Annotated in this window: 24 protein-coding genes; 7 read left to right on the top strand and 17 right to left on the bottom strand. The window is 37.8% G+C overall.

Going from position 1 to position 25,528, the window contains the following annotated elements; all coding sequences use genetic code 11:
• Window positions 1-165 precede the first annotated feature (165 nt).
• On the top strand, window positions 166-726 hold the full coding sequence (locus tag NF867_RS05735; protein ID WP_252586712.1) for a hypothetical protein: 561 nt from the start codon (window positions 166-168) through the stop codon (window positions 724-726).
• Between the two features lie 94 nt (window positions 727-820).
• On the opposite strand, the gene NF867_RS05730 is transcribed toward NF867_RS05735, so the two are convergent.
• Window positions 821-1,858 carry a linear amide C-N hydrolase gene (locus NF867_RS05730; RefSeq protein WP_252586711.1) on the bottom strand — a complete coding sequence of 346 codons (1,038 nt, stop codon included), beginning with the start codon at window positions 1,856-1,858 and terminating at the stop codon, window positions 821-823.
• A gap of 257 nt (window positions 1,859-2,115) precedes the next feature.
• On the opposite strand from NF867_RS05730, the gene NF867_RS05725 reads away from it, so the two are divergent.
• The gene (locus NF867_RS05725) at window positions 2,116-4,407 is read left to right on the top strand and encodes a Tex family protein (protein WP_252586709.1); all 2,292 of its coding nucleotides are present in this window, start codon (window positions 2,116-2,118) and stop codon (window positions 4,405-4,407) included.
• 72 nt (window positions 4,408-4,479) lie between these two features.
• Here the strand turns inward: NF867_RS05725 and NF867_RS05720 are convergent, their stop codons facing one another.
• Window positions 4,480-5,469, bottom strand: coding sequence for an N-acetylmuramoyl-L-alanine amidase family protein (locus tag NF867_RS05720; protein ID WP_252586707.1), 990 nt, complete (start codon window positions 5,467-5,469; stop codon window positions 4,480-4,482).
• Window positions 5,470-5,611: 142 nt separating this feature from the next.
• Between NF867_RS05720 and NF867_RS05715 the strand changes: the two genes are divergently transcribed.
• Entirely contained in the window at window positions 5,612-5,815 is a 204-nt protein-coding gene (locus tag NF867_RS05715) for a hypothetical protein (RefSeq protein WP_252586705.1), read from the top strand.
• A 117-nt stretch (window positions 5,816-5,932) separates the two neighbouring features.
• Entirely contained in the window at window positions 5,933-6,424 is a 492-nt protein-coding gene (locus tag NF867_RS05710) for a YkgJ family cysteine cluster protein (protein WP_252586703.1), read from the top strand.
• Between the two features lie 3 nt (window positions 6,425-6,427).
• Here the strand turns inward: NF867_RS05710 and NF867_RS05705 are convergent, their stop codons facing one another.
• From NF867_RS05705 to NF867_RS05695, 3 genes are all read right to left on the bottom strand, one after another.
• Complete coding sequence (locus NF867_RS05705) at window positions 6,428-7,555, bottom strand: PQQ-dependent sugar dehydrogenase (protein ID WP_252586701.1); 1,128 nt, start codon at window positions 7,553-7,555, stop codon at window positions 6,428-6,430.
• A gap of 129 nt (window positions 7,556-7,684) precedes the next feature.
• Window positions 7,685-8,551 (bottom strand): ROK family protein, encoded by an 867-nt coding sequence (locus NF867_RS05700; protein ID WP_252586699.1) that lies wholly within the window; start codon window positions 8,549-8,551, stop codon window positions 7,685-7,687.
• Window positions 8,552-8,596: 45 nt separating this feature from the next.
• Complete coding sequence (locus NF867_RS05695) at window positions 8,597-9,643, bottom strand: Gfo/Idh/MocA family oxidoreductase (protein WP_252586697.1); 1,047 nt, start codon at window positions 9,641-9,643, stop codon at window positions 8,597-8,599.
• Window positions 9,644-9,791: 148 nt separating this feature from the next.
• On the opposite strand from NF867_RS05695, the gene NF867_RS05690 reads away from it, so the two are divergent.
• Complete coding sequence (locus NF867_RS05690) at window positions 9,792-10,772, top strand: CobW family GTP-binding protein (RefSeq protein ID WP_252586695.1); 981 nt, start codon at window positions 9,792-9,794, stop codon at window positions 10,770-10,772.
• Here NF867_RS05690 and NF867_RS05685 read toward each other — a convergent pair.
• The 10 genes from NF867_RS05685 to aroB all read right to left on the bottom strand — a co-directional run bounded on the left by NF867_RS05685 (window position 10,759) and on the right by aroB (window position 21,102).
• Window positions 10,759-11,394, bottom strand: coding sequence for an NAD(P)-dependent oxidoreductase (locus tag NF867_RS05685; protein ID WP_252586693.1), 636 nt, complete (start codon window positions 11,392-11,394; stop codon window positions 10,759-10,761). The two genes, NF867_RS05690 and NF867_RS05685, sit on opposite strands and share 14 nt — an antisense overlap.
• A 143-nt stretch (window positions 11,395-11,537) precedes the next feature.
• Window positions 11,538-11,924, bottom strand: coding sequence for a VOC family protein (locus tag NF867_RS05680; RefSeq protein WP_252586692.1), 387 nt, complete (start codon window positions 11,922-11,924; stop codon window positions 11,538-11,540).
• Window positions 11,921-13,636 (bottom strand): patatin-like phospholipase family protein, encoded by a 1,716-nt coding sequence (locus tag NF867_RS05675; protein WP_252586690.1) that lies wholly within the window; start codon window positions 13,634-13,636, stop codon window positions 11,921-11,923. The genes NF867_RS05680 and NF867_RS05675 overlap by 4 nt, the downstream gene beginning before the upstream one ends.
• Before the next feature lie 152 nt (window positions 13,637-13,788).
• Window positions 13,789-14,472 (bottom strand): porin family protein, encoded by a 684-nt coding sequence (locus NF867_RS05670; protein ID WP_252586688.1) that lies wholly within the window; start codon window positions 14,470-14,472, stop codon window positions 13,789-13,791.
• Window positions 14,473-14,611: 139 nt separating this feature from the next.
• Window positions 14,612-15,193, bottom strand: coding sequence for a porin family protein (locus NF867_RS05665; protein WP_252586687.1), 582 nt, complete (start codon window positions 15,191-15,193; stop codon window positions 14,612-14,614).
• 93 nt (window positions 15,194-15,286) lie between these two features.
• Window positions 15,287-16,360 (bottom strand): chorismate synthase, encoded by a 1,074-nt coding sequence (gene aroC, locus NF867_RS05660; protein WP_252586685.1) that lies wholly within the window; start codon window positions 16,358-16,360, stop codon window positions 15,287-15,289.
• 71 nt (window positions 16,361-16,431) lie between these two features.
• The gene (gene aroA / locus NF867_RS05655) at window positions 16,432-17,700 is read right to left on the bottom strand and encodes a 3-phosphoshikimate 1-carboxyvinyltransferase (RefSeq protein ID WP_252586683.1); all 1,269 of its coding nucleotides are present in this window, start codon (window positions 17,698-17,700) and stop codon (window positions 16,432-16,434) included.
• Window positions 17,701-17,784: 84 nt separating this feature from the next.
• Window positions 17,785-18,888: a chorismate mutase gene (locus tag NF867_RS05650; RefSeq protein ID WP_252586681.1), complete on the bottom strand. Its 1,104-nt coding sequence runs from the start codon at window positions 18,886-18,888 to the stop codon at window positions 17,785-17,787.
• 62 nt (window positions 18,889-18,950) lie between these two features.
• A complete protein-coding gene (locus NF867_RS05645; protein ID WP_252586680.1) occupies window positions 18,951-19,778 on the bottom strand; it encodes a prephenate dehydratase in 828 nt (275 codons plus the stop codon).
• Window positions 19,779-20,031: 253 nt separating this feature from the next.
• The gene (aroB, locus tag NF867_RS05640) at window positions 20,032-21,102 is read right to left on the bottom strand and encodes a 3-dehydroquinate synthase (RefSeq protein ID WP_252586679.1); all 1,071 of its coding nucleotides are present in this window, start codon (window positions 21,100-21,102) and stop codon (window positions 20,032-20,034) included.
• Between the two features lie 157 nt (window positions 21,103-21,259).
• Here aroB and NF867_RS05635 point away from each other — a divergent pair, with 157 nt between their 5' ends.
• Both NF867_RS05635 and NF867_RS05630 read left to right on the top strand, forming a co-directional pair.
• Window positions 21,260-22,456 (top strand): proline dehydrogenase family protein, encoded by a 1,197-nt coding sequence (locus tag NF867_RS05635; RefSeq protein WP_252586678.1) that lies wholly within the window; start codon window positions 21,260-21,262, stop codon window positions 22,454-22,456.
• A 253-nt stretch (window positions 22,457-22,709) separates the two neighbouring features.
• Window positions 22,710-23,180: a hypothetical protein gene (locus NF867_RS05630; protein ID WP_252586677.1), complete on the top strand. Its 471-nt coding sequence runs from the start codon at window positions 22,710-22,712 to the stop codon at window positions 23,178-23,180.
• 44 nt (window positions 23,181-23,224) lie between these two features.
• Here the strand turns inward: NF867_RS05630 and NF867_RS05625 are convergent, their stop codons facing one another.
• Entirely contained in the window at window positions 23,225-23,536 is a 312-nt protein-coding gene (locus NF867_RS05625) for an Mpo1-like protein (protein ID WP_252586676.1), read from the bottom strand.
• A gap of 15 nt (window positions 23,537-23,551) precedes the next feature.
• On the bottom strand, window positions 23,552-25,510 hold the full coding sequence (locus NF867_RS05620) for a glycoside hydrolase family 97 protein (protein ID WP_252586675.1): 1,959 nt from the start codon (window positions 25,508-25,510) through the stop codon (window positions 23,552-23,554).
• Window positions 25,511-25,528: the final 18 nt, after the last annotated feature.

Genomic DNA, 25,528 nt, shown 5'->3' with positions numbered 1-25,528 from the left:
AATAACCGCGATTTAGAAGCCAAGAAGAAAATCCCCCTCCCAAAAAAAATACCTGACTTTAGGTATATGAGAACTGAATGATTATAGAATATCTTTAGCGAAGATAAATTGCGTTAGCATTTGCCTAATAAAGGCAAGACAATATTGATTAATAGAACCAAAAACATGAGAAAAATCTACATTATTGCATTGGCTTTTACAGCTTTGTTATTTGCCGGTTGTGCTAAACCTGAAGATGATGGAACACCGTCAGATTCTGATTCATCATCAGATAAGCTTCATTTCAGTTTTAATTCCCCCGATTGGCATGCGAATATTGATTGTGAGCGTTTGGTATTGGATGCTGCAGCTTACGGTAGTCTAAACGCCACTTCAGAGTCAACCAACTCAACTTTTTACCTAACAGTACCAAGTAAAAGTGATGAAATGGCTGACCCTGCAAATATAAAACGATATCCAATTGGTACTGATGTTCTTTTCAACTTTAATCTGAAATTACCTATTACAAGTGGTAGTTCAACCCGATTAATAGGGATTAATCAGTTTGATGATAATAGTTATAATGAAATCGTTTCAATTCAACTTGATCACGCTGATGCTAATTATGCTTATTACAAAGTGAAAGGAAAGTATAAGATGGTGATGAAAATTATAGGTGAAACCAATGAAACCCGTAAAAATGTTTATGGGGACTATTTGTTGATGATTAAAACCAGTAAAAACTAATTTCCCCTTTTCACTCATTCTTCTTAATAAATAGCTTTTTTGTTCAGAAGAATGAGTGATTTTTGTTTTAAAGTGCCTTTGATTCCTCCCTAACTTATAGCCCTTGGAACTGAAATGCTTTGGAGGCTACAAATTGTTTGACGGCATTTCCCGCATAGGTTTCTCCATTAGTTAAGTTCAGCTTTTTAACAGCTCCTTTTTCTGAAAAATCCACATCTTTAAAGTCGACCCAGAAAGTATTTGGGGTTAATGTTGTCTCGAAATAATAAACCAGGTTTTTATGGTCGGCTACTGTTCTCCAACGGGTTGAAGATATGTTAGGTTGATCAGGAGTAGAAATACCTAAAGGAACAGAACAGTTTCTGATAACACTGAATACACTGGCAACTGCTAACCGAACATTGTCGGTTTTCGGAATCGCATCAACATAAAAAGAGGCTCTTACAAAACGGTCAGATGCCCTATTGGTTCCTGGTAACATAACGGTTCCCCCTATACTTTTCCAATATTCGTTGAGGGCAAGTTGCTTGTCAAAAATAGGGGAGTTGGTCATCACCACATATTGCGGGTCATGGTGAATGATCAGTTTGCCATTAATGTATTCAAAAATGGCATTATCGCCGGCAGCATCTGAAATTGACAAATGCAAGGTAGTTAACCGGTTTTGACCAGGAACATTTGCTGTTATAAGAGTAAAGTCTTCTTTTTGAAGAGCCTGAACAGTTTCAGCCACCGTGCTAAAATTGTCTAATACATATTGTACCCATGCCGCAATTGATAACCCCGGCGTCTTCTGATCCCAAACAGGATATTGGGATTCAACCAGCCAAAGGATATTGGCCACAAGACCTTTTTCATTCATGCCATCAGTACTGCAAATGTCGTAGGCCGAAGCGATAACACTTCCATATTTGGATTTCCATTTAAGCGAATTCTTTCCAACTTCACCATTGCGTTCCATACTTCTGGGAAATATCCAAAGATTGGTTTGGGTATCTTCTTGCCAATCCATTGAGCGGGCAGTAAGAATAAGGTTATTTTGTCCTTTGTAAACCACTCTTGTACAAGCTAAAACTTGCTCAATAGTTGGGATAAGGATAAAAAGAAGTACAAGTGAGATTATTTTTTTCATATCGAGAGCGCTTAGTGAAAAGTTGTATTTTAAAATTATGAACTTTTGATCTATTCGCAAAGATGATATTTGCTGAAAATCAGATGGATATGATTGTAATAATTTAACGTTAGCTTAATAATTGAGATCGGATTTCACGGAGATTGATTCATTGATTAAACTCCAAATTATTCACTTTAAACCACTTAAACATTTTTTGAAAAAACTCTCTGTTTGCTAAAAACACGCGATTATATTTGCAGCCTCATTTAAAAATCATGTCAGAACAAAAGTACTTTCTGAAGATTGCCCAGGATTTGGGCATCGGCAGCCGCCAGGTAGAAGCAACAGTAGGGTTGTTGAACGAAGGAGCTACGATTCCTTTTATTTCTCGTTACCGTAAAGAGTTAACGGGCAGTCTTGACGAGGTAGCCATTGCTGCTATTCGCGATGAAATAGAACGCTTGCGCGAGTTGGATAAACGTCGCGAAACTATTCTTAATTCAATCAAAGAACAGGGCAAACTGACTGATGAGTTGGAGAAAGATATTCTTGCTGCAGCCACCATGAGCCGCCTGGAAGACCTTTATCTTCCTTATAAACCTAAGCGCCGTACTAAGGCGACAATTGCCCGTGAGCGTGGTTTGGAGCCATTGGCTTTAGCTATATTCTCGCAGGAGGTTAAAGATATTGAAGGTGAAGCAGCTAAGTTCATTGATGTAGAAAAAGAAGTGAACAATGAAAGTGAAGCCTTACAAGGTGCTCGGGATATTATTGCTGAAATGATCAATGAAGATGCAGTTTGTCGTGATAAAATGCGCACGCTATTTACCGATAAGGCGATGATCACTTCAACAGTAATGAAAGGCAAGGAAGAAGAAGGCGCTAAATACCGTGATTATTTCGAATGGTCGGAATTACTGAAAAATACTCCTTCGCATCGCTTATTGGCTATGCGCCGTGGTGAAAAGGAAATGATCCTGAGTCTTGATATTGCGCCTGTAAAAGAAGATGCCATTGATATTATTGAAGGGGTATTTGTAAAAAGCAGGGGAGAAGCTGCTGACCAGATTAAAATAGCTATTGACGATTGTTATAAGCGTTTGTTGGCTCCGTCAATTGAAACGGAGATGCGTTTATTAACTAAAAAAGGTGCTGACGAGAAAGCTATTGTTGTTTTTGCCGATAACTTACGTGAGTTGTTATTAGCCGCACCAATGGGACAAAAATGCATTTTAGCAATTGACCCAGGTTTCCGTACCGGTTGTAAAGTGGTTGTTTTAAATCCGCAAGGGAAACTTTTAGAGAATACGGTAATTTATCCAACAGCATCATCTCAGGGTAAAATGATAGAGGCTGAAGCAGTTGTCTTGGCTTTATGTCAGCGTTTTCCAATTGAAGCAATTGCAATTGGTAATGGTACTGCCAGCCGCGAAACAGAAACCTTTGTACGTGGAATAAAAGACCTGCCTAAAGATATCGCAGTAGTGATGGTGAACGAAGCGGGAGCTTCTGTTTATTCAGCATCTGAAGTAGCGCGTGAAGAGTTCCCGGATTATGATGTAACCGTTCGTGGTGCTGTTTCTATTGGCCGTCGATTGGCCGATCCTTTGGCTGAATTGGTAAAAATTGATCCTAAATCTATTGGCGTTGGACAATATCAGCACGATGTTGATCAAACAGCTTTAAAAAATAAATTGGATGAAGTAGTTGGGTCATGTGTAAATGCCGTTGGAGTAGAGGTGAATACCGCAAGCAAGCAGTTGCTTACCTATGTTTCGGGATTAGGCCCTGCTTTGGCACAAAATATTATCAATTACCGTAATGAGAATGGTGCATTTAAATCGCGTAAAGATTTAATGGCGGTTCCTCGTATGGGTGAAAAAGTTTTTGAGCAAGCCGCGGGTTTCTTAAGAATTGTAAATGGGGTTAATCCATTAGACTCTAGCGCTGTTCACCCAGAATCTTATCATATTGTTGAGCAAATGACCAAAGATCTTAACTGTAAGATGGAAGACCTATTAGCTAACAAAGAACTGCGTAAAAAAATTGACTTGAAGAAATATGTTTCGGAAACTGTGGGTTTGCCTACCCTGAATGATATTATGCAGGAGTTGGATAAGCCAGGTCGTGACCCTCGTAAAGAGTTTGAGGCTTTCAAGTTTGCTGATGATGTGAATGAAATTGCTGATTTGAAAATAGGTATGCGTCTGCCAGGTATAGTAACTAACGTCACTAACTTTGGTGCTTTCGTAGATATTGGTGTTCACCAGGATGGATTGGTTCACCTGAGCCAGCTTTCGAACAAGTTTATTACCGACGCGAATGAAGTGGTTAAGGTTGCACAACAGGTTTGGGTTACTGTTACCGAAGTTGATGTCGATCGCAAACGTATTGCATTAACGATGAAGGATGAGAGTGCTCCAGCTCAACGTACCAAGGTCGAGAAAGAAAAAATGCGCAATGATAGAGCAAATCGTCCATCGCAACAGCAGCAAAGTAAACCAAAAGCTGAAGAGCCTCAGGACATGAACTCGATGTTGGCTGCATTAAAGAATAAATGGAAGTAAACAACTTTCAGCCATAAAAAAGGGGAGGGCTAATTTAGCCCTCCCCTTTTTATTATCTCTGTGTATCTGAATTTACTCGGCTGTATTTGTAGGAACGTATGATGAACTAAGCTCAATGTTCTTCCGGTACCCTATAATAGCCCTCAAAATAGCAGATGCTATCTCCTGGCGGCCTTTTTCACTGTTCATATAATCTTCTTCTTCCGGATTAGAAACAAACCCGGCTTCAACCAAGATGCTTGGCATTGCGGTAGCCTGAAGCACCCAAATTCCTTCGTTGTTACGTTGTTTTACACCACGATTAACACGGCCTTGTTTAACAAACTCTGTTTGTACCATATCGGCAAGCATTAAACTTTGGTCAAAAAATTTGCGGGTTACCAATGACGCCATAATTTTTGCCTCCGGAGAGTCGAACATATCGTCAGCTGAACCATTATCGCCCTGCTCTCCATGCAATTCTGTTGAATCAGTATTGTTGCTTTGAACAAACTGTACTTTAGAATCGTTTTTATTCACAGCCCAAATAAACGTTTCTACACCATTGGTAGCACTAGGGCTGGTCCAGGTTTTATAAACAGGAACCTTCTTGGTATGTTTTTTTCTTTTGCTGCCTTTGCCTGTATAATAGGTTGTGGTTTTGTAATCAACAATCTCGGAGTTTTTTCTACCAGGCGCCCAGTTACAGTGGATACTGATAAAAAGATCACCATGGTTTTCATTAGCAAATCTTGCACGATAACGATTAGCTTCCTTCGCACTTGCAAATCCACCAGCGTCATTTCGGTCGTTTCTTGTCATTACTACTTTAATGTCAGGTAGAGAATCCCTGATCATCTTCGCCAACTCTTGTCCAAAACTTAGAGTCAGGTCTGATTCGTAGCTATAACGGCCGTGCGCATTAAGGGTAGGATAGCCATGTCCTGGATCAATAATAATGGTTCTAATCTTTTTTGATTTGTTCACCTGAGCGTTAACATTCGAAAAATTAAATATTAACAAGGCGGAAAATAATAAGGAGAGAGCAATTTTTACTTTATTTGGTTTAGTTCTTTTCTGCATCTTTATCTAACTCTTTTTTACGTTGCCCCAATTTTACTTAATAAATTGATAATCTTCATAATTCATTTTATTTTTTTTTATTCAGTTTGAAGAATTTGCATCAATAGGAGTTAAAACCTATTTTTGGCAAAATTTTAAAACAATGGAAAGCAAACTAGATAAAGACTTCGCATTTTTAGCCGTAGGTGTAATTGTTGTATTAATCGGAACTTTTGCCCGATTTATTATTGATTCACATGTATTATCATTGGTTTGCTGGGGACTTATTGCCGTTGGAGCTGTATTATGTTTAACGGCTATTGCACGTGTACTTAATGTTTCTCAAGAGCGCGAAAATCAACAATAATTAATATGGCCGGTATGTTAAAATTCCGGTGATATAAACATAAAGGCATTTACCTCACTTGGCGTGGGGTAATTGTGTTTTTATAGGTTTCAGATTCATTAAACAAGTTTATCTGTAGTGATTGATTTAAAACAACTCAAGGGCGAGGCGCAAAAGCGAAAGAAGGAAAATAAGAGGTACTTTGAGCGGTTAAAAAACAAAAAATCGCGGGAAGTTGATTTGGCTTTTGCTGAACAGCATGAACTTGTGTTCGCTAAAACCGATTGCTTAACTTGTGCTAATTGTTGCAGAGGAACAGGTCCTTTGTTCACTCAGCGTGATATTGAGCGTTTATCCTCGAGGTTAAAGCTGAAACCTGGTGATTTTGTTGAAAAATACCTTCGTATTGATGAAGACAATGATTATGTTTTAAAAACAGTTCCTTGTCCGTTTTTAGGTAATGATAATTATTGTTCGGTTTACGAAGACCGGCCTAAGGCTTGCCGAGAATATCCGCATACCGATCACTCTCCAATGCTCCAAATTTTGGATATTACCTTAAAAAACACCGCTATTTGTCCGGCAGTGTATGAGGTGGTGGAACGTATGAAAAAATATTTTCCGGCATAACCGTCATTCCACTTTAACTACTAATATCCTGTCGTCATCAGTACCAGGAGTTCCGCGTCCATCCTTATTACTAACCGCAAGCCAAATATCCCCATTCGGCATTTGCATTACATCTCTTAATCTTCCGTACTCATTTTCGAAATGTTTATATAGGTGTAAAACTTTTCGGTTGTCCTTTGAGTCAAGGACTACACGGTAAAGTGATTGACCTCTCAAGCCGGTAAATAATAAGTCGCCTTTCCATTTTCCTTTGGTAATAAATGTTGCTCCTCCAGGTGCCCAGGTATAATCGTTTCCACTGAACAAAATTGGTGAAACCATTCCAGTTGCTGTTTGGTCACCGTAAATGTTGGGCCAGCCGTAGTTTTTGCCTTTTTCTATATAGTTAAGTTCATCTCTACAGCAAGTTGGAGAGCCGGACGGACCATGCTCTGTGGAGTATAATTGATTGGTTTTTGGTTGCCAAGCTAATCCCTGTGGATTTCGGTGTCCGTATGAATAAACGTATGATGCAGGGTCTGGGTTGTCGGAAGGTATACTTCCGTCAGTGTTCAGCCTTAAGATTTTTCCATTAAGCGAATTTAAATTCTGAGCAGATGAAGTGTTTCCGGCATCACCTACGGTCCAATATAATTTTTTATCAGGGCCAAATTTGACTGCTCCACCATCGTGACTAGTATTGGCTCTTATGTTATCAACCAAGACTTTATTTATTTCGCCTTTACCGGATGTGTTTTCTTTTAAGCGCACTAATTTTAAGAGAAAATTACCCTCATTCGAATAGGTATAAGCTACATATACATATTTATTTGTGTTAAAATCAGGGTCCGCTGAAATTCCTAACAAACCCGATTCTCCCCGTTCATCAACGGATGAGCTAAGATCTAACCAAGGCTGGCTTTCCAGCACGCCATTGTTAATCTCTCTGATTCTTCCAGGTCGTTCGGTAACCAACACTCTTCCGTTTGTTAACTGAGTCATTTCCCATGGGGTATCAAGACCTTTTATCAACGTTGAAACATTAACGGTAAAGGTTGTGTCGGAGCCGGGGGGAGGAGATTCATCTCCGTTATTGTTTTTGCAGGATATACATGCTACAATTATTAATAGGGAAACGAAGAGATTTTTCATAACAACAATGTTTAGGGTTCATTAAACATTATGTTTAAGTAATCTACAAAAAACGCGCTAAATGATAAACGCCCTTTAAGTCTATCAAAGAGCGTTTATGATATTTCTGGTGGGCATTAAATTCCCATTTTATAAGAAAAGAGTTGCCGCTCCGAATAAGGCAGCATCTTCTGAAAGTTGTGCCTTGACTATTTTTGTTTCCGGCGATTCTTTGGCGGCATCATCCTGCAATTTGTTAATGAATAGATCCCAGGCATTGGCAACGTTTCCGCCAATAACCACATATTCTGGTTTTTTTTCTTTGATAAGTGGTATGGTAAATTCACTTAAACTTTTACCAAATTCTTCAAATACCATTTGGGCGGTTCCATCGGTAGAAACCAGTTCGGATAAATGTTTAACATCAGGGGTTTCACGTCCTGATAGTTCGGCGTAGCGACGCACAAACCAACGTGTTGAAATATAATCTTCCGCCATTCCATCCCTGAAATTACTGCACCACAAATTGGCATCTTCAGCTTTATGATCAAAATAAAAGGCCGATCCTAATCCGGTTCCTAGGGTAAGTCCGATTGCTTTTGTACTGCCGGCGGCGGCACCGCTAAAGGTTTCTCCTTTTAAGAAACAAGCGGCATCATTTAAAAATAAAAGTTGATTTAAATCAAGCTGTAACGATTTAGCAAGTAATTCTTTAATATTAAGCCCAAATAGTAAATCATACTTATTTTGATCTTTGATGTAACTGATACCTAAATCATAATCGAATGGACCCGGCATTGCGATGCCAACTCCTGTGATGTTCTCTCTGCCGATCAGGTCAATAGAGGTGTTTATGCATTCGCTCCAAACGGCAATGATATTTTCCGGCGTTCCTTGCGCGTTAACTCGCATCCGGCTTTGGCTGTTCTGAACAATGCTTCCATTTTCAAGATCAATAACGGCCGAGGTTATGTGGGAACCACCAATATCTACACCTACTGCATATTTCTTTTTCATACTCTCAATAAATTGCGGCGGAAGATAACCAATTCTGACGCCCTATCAAAGCTTGGTTACGCATTTGTTGGAATTGCTATGGTATGCAGCCTCAATAATTTCGATGCCTTTTAGTGCATCACTCGGATCAATTGGAACAGGTCCATTTTGTCGTAGGTGGTCGTAAACCAAGTTGAAAAAGTCGCTATAGTTTGATGAAGGAGTAGGAAGCTTAGTCTTCAACGTTTCACCATTTTTGTCGATGTTCAAAATTCCCCATTCTTCTTCAGGTTCTTCTCCATAACCAGCATCACCCGGTACCATACCTGCTTTTAACTGATCTTCCTGTAAATTCATGCGTTTTTTTACAAATGAACCGTTTGTTCCATTTATAATATAGCCAGGGAGTTCTTCCTTAGCTAAAAGTGTGCTTTTCAATTTTAGTCGAAGCTGCGGATAATAAAGAATCAATTCAAAATAATCATCTACCAAAGAATTATCGCGGAGTTTTAAAATATCAGCATAAACACCCTGAGGCTTACCAAAAAGAACAACAGCCTGATCGATAATATGTGTCCCAATTTCATATAAAAGTCCGGTTGCAGGAGCAGCTTCTTCTTTATGTTTCTTCGGATTTAAACTTGTACGGTATCGTTCAAATTTAAATTCTGCTTCCACCAATCGTCCTAAATCACCTGATTCAATAACTTGTTTTACAATCTTAAAATCACCATCCCATCTTCTATTGTGAAAAGCTGTAAGCATTTTTTGCTGTTTTTGCGCAAGGGCAATTAGCTCTTTGGTTTCATTTACAGTAGCTGCAAATGGTTTGTCAATTATTACATGCTTACCAGCCATTAGGGCTTTCTTGGCATATTCATAATGAGTTTGATTAGGTGTGTTAACGATGATCAGTTCAATTTTTTCATTTGATAAAAGTTCTTCCACACTTTTATAAATGGTTAGGTGGGGATATTTTTCCTTTGAATCTTCATGATTTCGCTCCACAACAGCTGTCCAGCTAAAATTGGGATCATTGCTGATAAGTGGTCCGTGAAAAACTTTGGTAGAGTATCCGTAAGATAGGATACCGGTATTAATGGGTTGTGACATAAGCGAAATAATGGATATTTTCTATCAGAAAGCAAAGTAACTAGTTTGGGTAGATTTTTTGACACAAAAAAGAGGAAATTATCTAACGAGTCAGGGGAGTGGGCATTCCCCTTTTTATTTCATAAAGTTAATATCAGTACTTTTGTTCATGCAAAAATCCAATTATCCAATTCCGGTAACCATCTTAACAGGTTTTTTAGGCGCAGGTAAAACTTCATTATTAAATCAATTGATCAGAAAGAATAATGATAAAAGATTAGTTGTGCTTGAAAATGAGTTTGGTGAGGTAAGTATTGACAGTGAACTGGTTTATAAGGGAGATAATGAACTTTTTGAAATTTCGAGCGGATGTATTTGCTGTTCGATGAATGGCGAATTCAATGAAGTGCTGGCGAATTTGGTTAAAGAGTTTCCAGTTTTTGATCATTTGGTGGTTGAAAGTACCGGAATTGCTGATCCATCAGCAATTGCAGCAGCCTTTATTGGCGACCAGATTATTCAAGCGCATTTTAAGTTGGATGCAGTAATCTGTCTTGTTGATGCCCAAAATCTGATCGAGCAGATGACCGAAAGGGAAGAGGTGCGTAAGCAAATGGCCTTTGCCGATGTTATCGTAATAAATAAGATTGATTTGGTTAATGAGGGAACCTTAGAAAAAGTGGAAACCACTGTAAAAAATGTTAATCCTTACGCAAGTATAATAAAGGCCAAGTTTGGTGAGCAGGAGACTGTTGATCTGTTAAATCAGGATGCTTATGAAGCGAGGAAAGTGGAACAGGGGTTCCGGTTTTTTCCAATGAATTTACAATCAAAGCATGAGGAAGTGGTATCTCAAGCGTTTGTATTTGACCAGCCATTGGATTTATTGAAATTCAGACATTGGCTGAATGTGTTATTGGTAATTCAGGGACAAAGTTTTTACAGAGTAAAGGGAGTGTTGAACTTTGCCGGGCTGGATGAAAGACATATAGTGCAATCGGTAATGAAAAATGCAACTTATACTCTTGGGAGTGATTGGGAGCCAGGAATGGTGCGAACCAGTAAAATAGTATTTATAGGAAAGAACCTTCGCCGGGACCTTTTGGAAAAAGGTCTGAAAAACTGTTATAGCGATTTTACTTTTGTGTAATGCTATTTTCAGCATTACATATACCCACTCTTTTTCTGATAAATGCCTGGTCTTTAATTTCGTTTAACATGAAATCGGCAAGATCTCCGCTGTTGATTGACATTCCTCCCGGATGATAATCAGGTTTTACCAGGTAGTTTCCTGTTTTTTCACCTTGAATTATATTGGGTGGGCAAACAAAAGTAAAATCGAGGTGGCTATTGTTCAGTGCTTCATAAACCTTGTGATGACTTTCAGAAACCGAAACATATTGAGATGGGAATGAAGGCGTTTTGGCAATAATTGTATCAGCAGTAGCTTGTAAAACTCCCATGCCGCCAACAGCAATTAATCGTTTAATTTCCAGGTCTTTCATTGCATTAATAATGTTGTAGTAGCCAATCAAACGATGCTCGGGATTAACAAAGCCTAATGCTGACAGTACAATGTCATGTCCTTGGAGAGCTTCATGAACCTTTTCATGATCTAGAACATCTCCCATTATTATTTCTAGCATAGGGTGCAACATATGCACTCCATAGGGATTGCGTGCAAAAGCCGTAACATGAAAATTTCGATTTAAAGCTTGTTTTACAATTTGAGATCCTGTACGGCCGGAAGCACCAAAAACGATTATTTTCATGCTTGAGTGTAAATTTTTAGAATTTCTATGAGGTGATTAATGATACTTTATTAAATCTTATAGATTAATTTTTATCAATATACAAAATATGAATCATAAGAGTTTAAAACTAGTTGTTTTTAGGCAATAGAATTATATTCTAATTAATAATTCTCATCCATTGGTTCCCATAATTCTATTTTATTTCCCTCCGGATCAAGTATCCATCCAAATTTTCCAAATTCAAACTCTTCTATTTCTCCAACAACTGTAACGCCCTCTTCTTTTAAAACTTTTAATAACTCGCTTAAATTTTCAACCCTATAATTAAACATAAAAGGTTTGGTACTAGGAAAAAAATATTTCGAATCGGCTTTAAAGAGACTCCAGGCTGTATGAGCGATTTGATCAGGGTTTTCTTTTTCACGCCATTCAAATGTGGCGCCATATTCACCTGATTGAATGCCAAGGTGTTTTTCGTACCATTCTTTTTGTTTTTCAGGGTCATCGCACTTAAAAAAAATGCCGCCTATACCGGTAACTCTTTTCATTTGATTAATTTATGTTTTCGTAAGTCGTTAGTTATCATATTTATTACGGCATCGGTCGCCTTTCTTCCGATTAAAATTCCGTAACCAATATTTAAAAGAAATTTATCGAACCCTTTCAGATCGGTTAATCTAAATGTAAGCTCTTTTATCCGTTCCCTGAAAAGTTTTCGCCAACTTTCCACTTTTGATGCTTCAATTTGAGGCCAATCTAAAGCCTTTTCTTCCATATTGGAATTTCCTTTATTCGTATCAGGAATAATGGGCAAGCCTCCTTTTTTAGATAGAAAACGGGTTTTAGCTTCAGGCGAATAATTCTCTGTAAAAATGGGATTGGTGGTATCGACTGGGATGGTAAGCCATTCTTGTAAGAAATACTGGCAATTTCGTCGACCCAGAAAATAATCATGAACCCTGAATGATTTATCAAAAAAACCTCCGAATCCTTCAAATGAACCGCAAGCAATGGCCATGCTTCCTGAAATATTATCAGTGCTGTTTTCTCTCTCCGGAACAATTAGGAATCGACTGATGTTTTTAGGATCCATTGCTTTTTCAATGTCTTGTGGTTTAAAAAGTAATTGACCTCGCATAGTTTTAAAGGTTTGCTTTATTACGTTCATTATACCTATGCTTGAATCGAAATCAGTTTCTGGGTCTTCACAGGGAAATGGGTCGATCATTAAAATGCTGCTTCGGCAGGTGTCATAATTATTATTTGCCGCTCTGTCTTCTTTTGTCTTATCAATAATTACATCTCTGATAATTTCAAAAGGTTCATTATTGAGCATCCCACCATCTACGTTTAAGGTAGTATAAGCATTCTGATTTTGAAGCTTGTCAAATATTTCATGAAGAAATGATTTTTGAGCAATAAGGTTATCAGTCACAATTGATTTTGGAATATTGGTGTTATATTTTTTCTCCATCTCATTCAGCAGATTGATAAACCTGTTGTCAAAAACCTGTTGCTTGTCTCTTTGAATCTCTCTGGCTGAAAGTCCAACGGGGAATGCTCCAGTTGCCATAGCACAGTTCTTGGCTATATCGAGATTAGTATTATTAAGGAAAGAGAGCGGGATACGGCCATCATTCTTGTAAGTTGTTTTGTTTAATGCAAAATGACCAAAGTCACGGTGTGTGGAGGTTTTGTATTGATCTAGTTTACTTACACCACCCAAAAAGCCTAATGAATAGGGGATGCCTTGTAAATTGGTTAAGGTTACCAAAATATCTGCATCGTCAGATAAATAAGGGCGAGGATAAGGTGTATTTGGATTAACTGTCACGGCTTTATCGGCAATGCCCTTTATAAAGTCGGAGTTAAAAAGTGAGATAACCTTATTGTTTTTTTCTATGTCATCATTTTTGAGCATTAATGGCAACATATCATCTGCAGCCAGGTTCACCCATGAATCATAAAGTTTGTTATTGTTTTTAAAGGCTTCGTCATTTCGTTTATCAGGAGTAATATGGCCAATTGGGTTTTGCATGGCAGCTCCGGCAATAATCGAGGTCATTCCTCCTGCTGATGCCCCGCCTATAACATCGATAACAATTTGATGTGTTGGGATCGAAGGGTCCCCAGTTTTTTTTGCTTCTTCCCAGCGTTCTAATGTTTCAATTAGGTAATCAATTACTCCGGCCGTATAAGCACCCGCAGAAACGGCTCCGGCCATACAAAGGCCCAGGTGAAAGGTTTTTTGATCAGACATGAGAGGTAGTTGTAGTTAGATGAATGAGTATTTGTTTGATTATAAGTGTTTAATATTAAATATAGGAAACATTTTAATGATTTTAATAGAGGCCCAAAAAGCAAAAAGGCCATCTTGAAAAGACGGCCTTTTTTGCGTTCATATTTTTTTATCTAGAAAGTGTATCCTACAGAGAAGTTAAATACATTGTTTTTACCACCTTTAAGTTTTAAACCATCAATGTTTGATTTACTTGATGAAGTTAAACCCATATTATAGCGAAGGCCGACAACAAATTTTGTAATTGTATATTGGGCGCCAACTACAGCCGCTAAATCGAACTTATTATATTCAAAGCCCGCATCTTTGGCCTCATTATCCAGATCTTCACTGTTCAGTGATTCAGTTTGGCTCATTCCCAAGGCAGAGACTTTAAAATCTTGTTTTTTGTTGATCTGATAACCAAATTGAGGCCCTAAAATAAATCCTAAGCCTAATATCGGTTTATATTCAAATAAAACCGGAACATTTAAATAAGTTGATTTAAAGGTAGTCTCGGCAGTGTATGGTGTGCCTTCTTCTACACCTGATTCTTTCCCTTTCCAACCTTGAGTTGAAAACAATAACTCTGGTTGAATAGCAAATGTGTTTGCAAGGCTAATGTTTGCGAAAGTTCCGAACTGATAACCCATTAATGATTTAGGTTGTAAAGATTCTTCACTTGCTCCATTAAATTCAAAAGTGGTTTTGGTTACATTGGCAAGGTTGGCTCCAACCTTAATACCATATTTTACTGATTGCGCGAATGCTGCTCCTGATAATAAGGTTGCTACAATTAATAAGTAGAATTTTTTCATTTTGGTTTTAATTTTTAAATGATGGTTCAAATATAGAACTTTTATTAAGAGGCCATATGTTAAATAACTTTTCGGGTAGTTCTACTTAAAAAAATAAGGCCTGGGTTTTAGCCAGACCTTATTAAACTATTATTAAAAACTAAAACCGATAACCGATTCCGAATAAGATAACTCGATTGGTGGTGGTGCCTACATCGTTTTTTACAATGTCAGTAAGGCCATGTGAGTAACGAAGACCCAAGAGAAAGCCTGAAGAGAATATGTATTCCGCTCCAAGGTTTACGCCCAAGTCAACTGCATTGTAGCCATCAGTAACATCAACTGAATGACCATTGGCACGATTATTTGCGCTTAATAAAAATCCTAGCTGTGGTCCCGCTTCAAAGTTTAATCCGTCAATAGCTCTTAGTTTAAACATTAATGGAATATTGATATTTACAGTGCTGTAAGTAACAGTTGTTCTGTTGATATATTCCTGGGCACCTTGTGAAGAAATGATAAACTCCGGCTGAAACGAAAAGTCTCTTTTGATCGTTGAATTCACAAATCCGCCAAGGTAAAAACTAGTTAATGTTGATCCGTCTTTGCTAACATTTTGATAGGTAGCATGTTGATTAGCGAAGTTCGCCCCAAATTTAAGTCCGAATCTGGCTTTAGATTGTGCCACTGATACGCTAGCCATGCCTAATAAGGCAATGGTTAATAAGTAGATTTTTTTCATTTGTATTTAGTTTAATTGCGCGCGCAAAAATAGAAGAAAAGTAATTTTCTAAAGAGGCATTTTAAAGAAAAAAGAGGCGCTTGGCCTCTTCTCTTATAATTTGGAATTTTTATTTCGTAAATAATGATCGGCTAATACAAGTGCTGTCATAGCTTCCACTATAGGAACAGCCCGAGGTACTACACATGGATCATGTCGTCCTTTGCCATGTAGCTCAACCTTTTTACCCTCTTTATCAACCGTTTCTTGTCCTTTCATAATCGTGGCAACAGGTTTAAAGGCAACTTTAAAGTAGATATCTTGACCGTTGGAAATTCCGCCCTGAATACCTCCTGAATTATTGGTTCTGGTCGAAAAATCCGTATCAAACAGATCATTATGCTCAGAACCCAGCATTGTGGCTCCTTCAAAACCTGAACCGTATTCAAAACCGTGTACCGCATTAATACTTAACATGGCTTTTCCTAAGTCAGCGTGTAGTTTATCAAAAACAGGCTCACCCAAGCCTACAGGCACTTTGGTAGCAACACAAGTCACAACTCCTCCAACAGTATCTCCGGCTTTTCTAACACTGTCAATGTAAGCGATCATTTCTTCGGCTTTTTCTGGATCAGCACAACGCAAAATGTTATTTTCTGCAGATGATAAGTTAAGCTCCAGATAAGACTTATCTACTTTCATTTTACCCACAGCACTTACATATGCGTTGATCTCAATTCCGGCAATTTCTTTTAAGAACAGTTTTGCAACAGCACCTGCAGCTACACGGGCAGCCGTTTCTCGTGCGGATGAACGCCCACCTCCTCGATGATCACGTATGCCATATTTGGTTTGATAAGTGTAATCTGCATGCGAAGGGCGAAAGGGACCCACGTTATGATCATAATCTTTTGAGCGCTGGTCTTCGTTTGGAATTAGGAAAGTAATAGGTGTTCCTGTTGATTTACCTTCGAATATTCCTGATAAAATTTGAGCCGTGTCAGATTCTTTACGTTGGGTAGTAATTTTGGATTGCCCTGGCTTACGACGATCCAATTCTGACTGTACAAAGTCTAAATCGAGTGTTAAACCTGCCGGGCAGCCATCTATAATTACACCAATGGCGGTTCCGTGTGATTCGCCGAAAGTAGTTATTCTAAAAGCATCTCCAAATGTATTGCCTGCCATTCTATTGATGTAAGAAGTAAGAAATAAGAGCGGAGCTATTTTGATCGTCCAATCTTATTCCATTAATCGTTTTAATTAGTAGTGTTAAGCTCTGACTGAGTACATTCAAATCCAATCTTTTCCAGATCTTCCCAGAAATGAGGATAGGATTTACCTGTAACTTTAGGGTCCTCAATCTCCATCGAATTAACCTTTAGCACCAGGGGTGCAAAAGCCATGGCCATACGATGATCGTGATAAGTATTGATAAAAGTATCGGTGGCCGCCTTATTAATCGAACTTTTTGAACAATCGATATGGTAATTTAAACCTTCTTGAGTAATAGTAACACCATATTTTCCTAACTCATTTTGCAATGCCGCAACACGGTCTGTTTCTTTTATCTTCAAACTTTCTAATCCGGTAAAAGTGCAATTGTGACCTAATCCGGCACAAATTACAGCCAATGTTTGAGCAATATCCGGACAATGTTCAAAATCAATAAAGTCTACCGTAACCTTATCAGAAGTTTTAGTTAAGTTGATTCCATCTTTCAGAAAATCAGTTTTAACGCCAAAATCTTCCATGATTTTAGATATAACACTATCGCCTTGCAAGCTGTGGTCTTTTAATCCTGTAAGTTTAATATTAGCCTCTTTTGAAAGTGCTACCAATGAGTACCAGTAAGAAGATCCACTCCAATCAGGTTCAATGAACAAATCATTGGCTTGATAAGGTTGATTTTTAATGCCAATGGTATTATTAGTCCATGAATGCTCAATTCCTAATTCAGCCATCATCGCCAATGTCATTTCAATATATGGACGAGAAGCCACAACACCCGTTAGATTTAAAACTAAACCATTAGGAAGGGTAGGGGCAATCATTAACAATGCTGAAATATACTGGCTGCTTACACTGCCATCAATGGAAATTTCATTCGTAAGGTTGAGGTCTTTTCCTTTAATTTTTAGAGGAGGAAAACCTTCGTTGCCCGTATATTCTATATCAGCTCCTAAATTGCGTAAAGCATCCACCAATAGCTTAATCGGTCGCTCAAGCATTCGGTGAGTTCCTGTTAATAGCCATTCACCCGGAGTAACTGATAAAAGTGCTGTTAAAAACCGCATGGCTGTGCCTGCAGGACCCACATTTATTTCAGTTTGTTGAGAGGCGATTTCTGTTTTTAACAGATGTTCAAGTGTAACAGTATCATCTGCAATAGAAAGATTTTGGATTTCAAATGGTTGCTTGCAAAGGGCCTGCATGATCAAAGCCCGATTGCTTTCGCTTTTTGAACCCGGAAGAATAATTTCTCCCTTAAGAACATCGGTAGTTTTTTTTACGAGTATACTGTTCATAATAAATTGATTACACTGATTTTGGAAAAATGATTACACCGAAAGAATCGGTGTAATCGGTATTTAATCTGTGAAATCTTTTAACTATGCCTGTTCTTCTACTTTTGTGTTCATGATCTCTGTCTGACGACGAATCGACTCACTGTGAATCAGGTCTAATAAACGGTGTGTAAATGATTCACTTAAGTTCAACGCTTTTGCAAATGCAGTACGTTTACCCATAATTTCTTCCCAACGATTCACCTGTAAAATGGTAACATCGTTATCGCGTTTATATTCACCAATTTTCTCCACAATCGACATGCGTTCTGCCATTTTCTGAATGATCTGATCGTCAAGCTTATCAATATTTTGGCGAAGTTGTTCCAGTTTGCTAACAAATTCAACGTTTTGAGATTCAGGCTTACGAAGTGTAAGGTTATTAACCAATACGGACAGGTTTTCAGGAGTAACTTGTTGTTTAGCGTCTGTCCATGCAGTAGCAGGGTTAATATGACTTTCGATCATTAATCCTTGCATATCCAGATCCATTGCTTTTTGTGAAATGTAAGGCAACAGCTCACGGTTTCCGCAAATGTGACTAGGGTCAACAATGATTGGCAATTCAGGATGTTGGGTTTTTAACTGGATGGCCATTTCCCACATTGGCTCATTTCTGAAAGCCGATTTTTCGAATGAAGAAAAACCACGGTGAATAGCTACTAATTTATTGATACCTGCACGGTGTAAACGTTCAATACCGCCAATCCACAACGAAAGATCAGGGTTAACAGGGTTTTTGATCATCACCGGAATATCAACGCCTTTTAAAGCATCCGCAATTTCCTGAACTGAGAAAGGATTTACAGTTGTACGAGCTCCAACCCATAAAACATCAACGCCAGCCTCTAATGATTCTTCCACGTGTTTGGCTGTAGCAACCTCACAAGTAACCGGAAAACCAGTTTCAGCTTTAACTCTTTGCAACCATTTCAAAGCCTCCGCTCCGTGGCCTTCAAATTCTCCGGGACGAGTACGAGGTTTCCATACACCGGCACGGAATAAACGAACTTTACCGGTTTTTTTCAGTTCATGGGCAGTAGCCATTACCTGATCCTCAGTTTCGGCGCTGCAAGGACCGGCAATTATTAGTGGTTCGTTTCCGGCTGGGAACCAATCGTTTAGTGGAAGGACGTTGAATGATTTCATGTTGTATTGTTTAAATTTAACCTTTTATAATTGTTTGTTTGTTTGTTTGTTGGGGGCCGTTTTTATTTCATTGGATTTTTTACGTATTCACCCATAACAGCCAGGTTTACTACCGCTTTTAGGAGCTTTCTCATGCAGTGGTCGTAATCACTTTCTTTTTCCCATTCCAGGTCTACATAAAAATTGTAATCGTTTGGTTTACCGATAATTGGCATCGATTGAATCTTTGTTAGATTAATATGATTTTCAACAAAAATGTTTAAAACTTTTGCCAATGAACCGATAGTGTTTCCAACCTGAAAACAGATAGACGCTTTATTGTTTTTTACTGATTCAATGCTGTCTTTTGACAGTATCAGAAAACGGGTGAAATTCTTTTTATTCGTTTCGATACGGCGTTCCAGCACTTCCAGATTGTACATTTTCGCCGCTGTTAAGTTGGCAATAGCAACGGTATCGGTTAAATTGTTCTCGCGAATATTTTTTGCACACGCAGCTGTATCTGTTTTTTCAAGAACCTCTAGGTGCGGAAAATCTTCAAAAAAATCATTGCACTGACGAATAGCAATAGGATGGGAGTGAACGTATTTTACATCTTCAAATTTTACTCCCGGTAAAGCTAACAGGTGTAATTGAATATGAAGATAAACCTCACCTACAATCGGGAAATTGTATTCTTGCAATAGGTTGTAATTGGGCAACAGACTGCCTGCAATTGAGTTTTCGATGGCCATGACAGCGTAATCAGCTTTGTTATGTTTAATTGCTTCACACGTTTGTTTAAACGTAACGCACTCCACAATTTCAATTTCTTCGCCGAAATACTTGTAAGCCGCTTCCTCGTGAAATGAAGCTCTTGTTCCCTGAATTGCAACCCTTTTTTTGTTCATATACTGCTGATAATGAAAAAGGTCCCGTCGCTTTTGCGCCGGGACCTTTTATGTAAGTGTATCTTTTGTATCTACATACTAGTCCCGGCTCTCACTAAAAAAGTAAAAGTAACCAAAGAACCAATATGCGTTGTTTATAATCATTGCTTGTTTTCTTATTTCGTATTTATACAAATGTAGAAGTCTTTTTGTGTAAAACAAAAAATATTTGATAAAAATTATAAAAAATTTAATCAAAACTATTTTTTGTTGTCTATTTAATAAGGTTGTTGTAAAATCTTATCGAATTTAATATCTCTTCAGCGCTGCAAGTATAGTTGATTTCAGAGCTCCCTATAGCTTTTAGCAGTGTGAAGTTGATTTGATCAGCCTCATTTTTCTTATCATTTTTCATATACGAAATGAGTTCATCAAAGCTGTTTTCATTCACTTTATAGGTTGGGTAAACTGATAAGATAAAGTCACAAATTTCGGTCAGTTCGGCTTCACTAAGTTTTGCATGCTTTGCTGAAAGCCAGCTTTCGGTGATCATTCCAATGGCAATAGCTTCTCCATGCAATAATGGAGTTTTGTCGTGTTGTAATGAATAACTTTCAACAGCGTGGCCAATCGTATGTCCAAAATTTAGTTTTTTGCGAATGTTTTTCTCATGAGGATCAGCGGTTACCACTTCATTTTTAATTTCTACTGAACGATGAATGATTTTCTCATCAATATTTTCGAAATCAATTGTTTTGATTGAGTTAAAGTAATCTTTGTCAACAATCAGTCCATGCTTAATAATTTCGGCAAAGCCTGAAACAATTTCGCTTTTTGGTAATGTTTGTAAAAAATTAGGGTCGATAATTACTGTTTGAGGGTTAGTAAAAGTACCAACCATATTTTTTACAGCGTCAACATCTATTCCGGTTTTACCCCCAACTGATGCGTCTACTTGCGAAAGTAAGGTGGTTGGAATTTGAAGGAAATCAACGCCTCGTTTATAGGTTGCAGCTGCAAAACTGCCCATATCAGTTACCACCCCACCTCCGAGATTAATAACCAAGGCTTTTCTATCGGCTCCAAAATCCAAAAGCATCTTCCAAATACCGATACAGATATCAATGTTTTTATTTTCCTCTCCGGCATCAATTTCAATGATATCATGAGGAATATCACCGGCGATATGTAAGGCAATGCCTGGATAACAATGCTCTGAAGTATTGGTATCTACCAGAAAAAATATCTTGGAATAGGTGTGTTTCTTTAGAAAATCAATAAGCAGTTCAGCGGCATCGCCGAATACCACTTCGTAGCCCGAACTTTGGATGGCAGGTAAACTCATTCGGCTAAATTACTATTTCTATTTAAAATGAGTTCGGGTTCTTTTTAAGACTAATACGAGACTCAAAAGTCTTTATTTGTGTTAACTATTTGGTGTACAATAGGTTAAAAGATAAACGGTTTTATCGTTCATATTGTAAAAAATGTATATTTGTCGCATGATAGAGAGCCCCACCATCAATAAACCATCAGCTCTATCATTCGACAATACAGAAATTGCATTCTCGCATATGTCGGACAGCGAGCTGAAAAGAGCCTATTGGCTATTTAAAGTAATTAATGTCAATTTCCTAGTGAAAATTGGCCCACCGTTGACAAATTTTGCTATGAAAATAGGTTTACCTATTGAAGGCATTATCCGAAAAACAATATTCAGTCATTTTTGCGGAGGAGAAAGTATTCGGGATTGCGAAAGCACCATCAATCAGCTTGCTAATTTCAAGGTTGGTACCATCTTAGATTATTCTGTGGAAGGTGAAAATAATGAAAAGGCCTTTGATGAAACTTGTCATGAGATTATTTCAACCATAAGCCGTGCTACCAAAGATCACAAAGTTCCTTTTTCAGTATTTAAAGTTACCGGCTTGGGACGTTTCGAGTTATTGGAGAAGATCCACCGCGGTGATCAATTAACACCAAAAGAGAGTGATGAATGGTTAAGAGTGCAGTCTCGTGTTGATATGATTTGCCACGCAGCTTATCAGGCTGGTATTCCGGTAATGGTCGATGCTGAGGAAACCTGGATTCAGGACCCTATTGATAATGTGACGATTGATATGATGAAGAAATATAATCGTATTGATCCTATCGTTTATAACACTTATCAGATCTATCGTCATGACAGATTGGCTTTCCTAAAGAAGAACACGCAGGATGCCGAAGAAGGTAATTATTATTTAGGAGCTAAGCTTGTTCGTGGTGCATACATGGAAAAAGAACGTGAACGAGCTGCTGAGATGGGTTACAAGTCGCCAATTCAACCGAATAAAGAAGCAACTGACCGTGATTATGATGAAGCTGTAAAATTCTGTATCGAACACTTCCACCGTATATCTTTTGTTGCTGGTACACATAATGAAGTCAGCTGTATGAAGTTGGTGAATTTATTGGCAGAACATAACATTGATACTAAAAATCCTAAGGTTTATTTTTCGCAGTTGTTGGGTATGAGTGATAACTTGAGTTATAATTTATCACACGAGAATTATAATGTCGTTAAATATGTGCCTTATGGACCGGTTAAATCAGTTTTGCCTTATTTATTCCGTAGAGCACAAGAGAATACTGCTATTGCGGGACAAATGGGACGTGAACTAGGTCTTATTGTTAAGGAGAAAAAGCGCAGAGGAATCTAGTTATCCACAATGAAAACTAATAAAGTCTTTTAGTTGAGAATTAAGAATAGTTATAAAGCTGTATCGTAAACGATGCAGCTTTTTTTGTACAACCTTAATTAAGAGGAAGTGATTAGAAATCAGTATAGTGAGAAATGCATCTGTTGTATTCACTTAAATTTTAATTGTTATTTAGTTTTTTCATTTATTAAGCATTTAGGTATTTGTTTGAGCAAATTTTAAATTATATTTAAGTAAGTAAACGCTCAATCTTATGAAAAGAATTTTATTTCTAATTACTGCCACCTTAATTATAGCTGCGGCCTGTAAACGAAAAGAAAATCAGGAACAAATAGCAGCGGCCCATAAAATTACCGAATCGAAAGTAGCAGCAATGGATTCACTCTATAATTTGATGATTGCTCAACAGATTCGTACTATTACCGAACGGGATTCATTAATAAAGGTTGTTAAATCTGAAAGCGATAGTGCTTATTTAGCTTTGCGTAATCGAGCTAAAGGTATGTTGCTTCGCCAGCGGGAATTAATTGACTCTATGGGAGTTGTTGTACAACATCACAAAGAACTGTTAGATAGTATTCCTGTACTTGAAAGTGGTCGACGACAGGTTTTAGCAGATCAGGTTTTAATGAAACAAACACAAGAAAAACTTGTGAAACAATATATGGACTTGCGAAGCAGCTTCAAAGATCTAAGAGTAAGTGTTGATGAAGCCGTAAAATAATCGATAAAAAACAAGAGCCAAAGTGTAAACCTTGGCTCTTTTTTTTATAGCTTTTCTTTGCCTGCAAGAATCTGAAAGAATAATTTAAAGTCACTACCTAAGCTCCACAGAGGATATTGAAAAGTAGCAGGTTTATTCTTCTCAAAAAAGAAATGTCCTACCCATGCAAAACCATAGCCAACAAATGGTATCAGCAATAAAAACCAAGCTTTATGAAACAACATAGCTGCAGGTATAATTAAAATAACCAATCCTGTACCTATAAAATGCAATCTCCTGCTGGTTGTATTTTTATGTTCAGTTAAATAAAAAGGATAAAACTCACTAAAGCTTTTGTATTTACGTTCAGTTGCCATACACAATTGGTTAATTTAGTTTTCTGTCTTAAAAATCGCTACAAATCCACCACCAGGTTTCATTTTAACGAATAGATTTTGAAGCTCGTTTGCCTTTAAAATTGCTGTTTTTTTCTTGTAATCTGTACCAATACGATCCGCGTTAATACCATCCTCAAAATAGGTTGCTGAATATTGCTTATCTTTTAAAAAACTGGTTGGAAGTGTTAAGTCTCTTTCTTTTTCATCCGTCATGGCTGCAAGATACCAGGTATCGCCTTTTCTGCGTGCAATGACCAAATATTCACCTAGTTTACCATTCAAAGGAACGGTTTCATCCCAAACAACCGGCACTTTCGACAAGAAATCCAACATGTCAGGTTCCTTTTCATAGTCGGTAGGGGAGTCGGCGAGCATTTGAAGTGGTGCATAAAAGCAAACAAATTTAGCCAATTCATGGCATCGGGTGCCCATGCTCATAGGTCGTTCAAAAACAGGTCGGAAGTTTGAAATACTGGCATTGCGTGTTGCTCCCGGAGTATAATCCATAGGGCCTGCAAAGTTTCTTAAGAAAGGTAAATGAGTATCATGCCCGGGTTTCAACGTTTCCCACTTATTCTGTTCTAATCCATAAACCGCTTCATAATTGATCACATTCGGGTATTTACGTTCCAAGCCTGTTGGTTTGCATGCACCATGAAAATTTACCAGCAGTTTTCTTTTAGCGGCTTCACTGGCTATGCGTTCATAAAACTCCATTACCGGTTGGTCGTCCCGATCCATAAAATCAACCTTGATACCCGCAATGTCCCACTTCTGAAATTGATCCAAGGCTTCAGACAATTGTTTATCCAGCGTATGCCAAACCATCCATAAAATGAGTTTTACATTTTTCTGTTTTGCATAATCAACTATTTCGATCATGTTTATCTTATCAGAAAGTTTTAATAAATCAAATTGGTCCGACCATCCTTCATCCAGATTGACATATTCTATCCCATTTCTGGCAGCAAAATCAATGAAATATTTATAGGTTTCCGTGTTTACGCCCGATTGAAAATCAACTCCTTGCAAAGTATTGGCATTCCACCAGTCCCAAGCCACTTTACCAGGTTTTACCCAGGAGTAATCTGCTTTAGGCTCTTCTGCTAATAAGTAAACAATGGGGTTGTTCAATAACGATTTTTCATCATCCGTAATGGTAATTATTCTCCATGGAAACTTATTTGCACCTTCGGTTTTGGCAATGTAATCCGCCGATTTAACAACGTTCAGGTTGAACATACTATAACCTCCTGGTTGCACATCGAGTGGATAATTCGGAAACTCGCCGATCAGTGAATGCTGTTTTTCCTTGTTTTTCAAAAGATACATCCCTGGGTAATGATATAAATTGGCCTCCGAAACAACAATTTTAACATTGTTACCTGAATTTATAACACTTGGTAAGCAGGCATATAATGAATCGATTGCGGAAATATTCTGCGTTGTATAATTTGTCTCATAGCCATGCCATTTATCTTTTCTTCCCAAAGCGGTAAATGGATAATCTCCATTCACGTTAAGTTCAAACTGCTCTTTGTTAATTATAATTGGTTGTTTGAAAGAAGTGATAAATTGGTAAGCAACTCCTTCATTGTAGGCACGAATTGCAAGCGTATATTCGCCCTTAAAATGAAGTAGCAATTCATTATAACTGTTAGTGTAAGATGAATTATATCCAAATAGGGGCTTGATTTCACTATTTACCTTGTGCTGATCCTTCTTTACTAGTTTTGGAGAATCGCCAAGTACTCTTCCATTAGCCAATTGAAGTGAAATTTCGGAAGGTTGAATGACCGTTTGGTTATTGAACTCTACTTTATAACTTAAATGCTTGTTGGTGTTTATTATAAGTTTTAGCTTTTGATTAGGAGAAGTAATGGTATACTCTTGAGCTTTAGATGTATAACCTACCATTAGCAGTATGTTGAAAAGCAAAATTTTTCTAGTCATATGGAATAGGGTTGTCCG

The sequence above is a fragment of the Solitalea agri genome (assembly GCF_023914155.1).
In the GTDB taxonomy this organism is placed as follows: domain Bacteria; phylum Bacteroidota; class Bacteroidia; order Sphingobacteriales; family Sphingobacteriaceae; genus Solitalea; species Solitalea agri.
The sequence above is the reverse complement of the archived record's forward strand: the minus strand, read 5'-3'. Positions and strand labels throughout refer to the sequence as shown.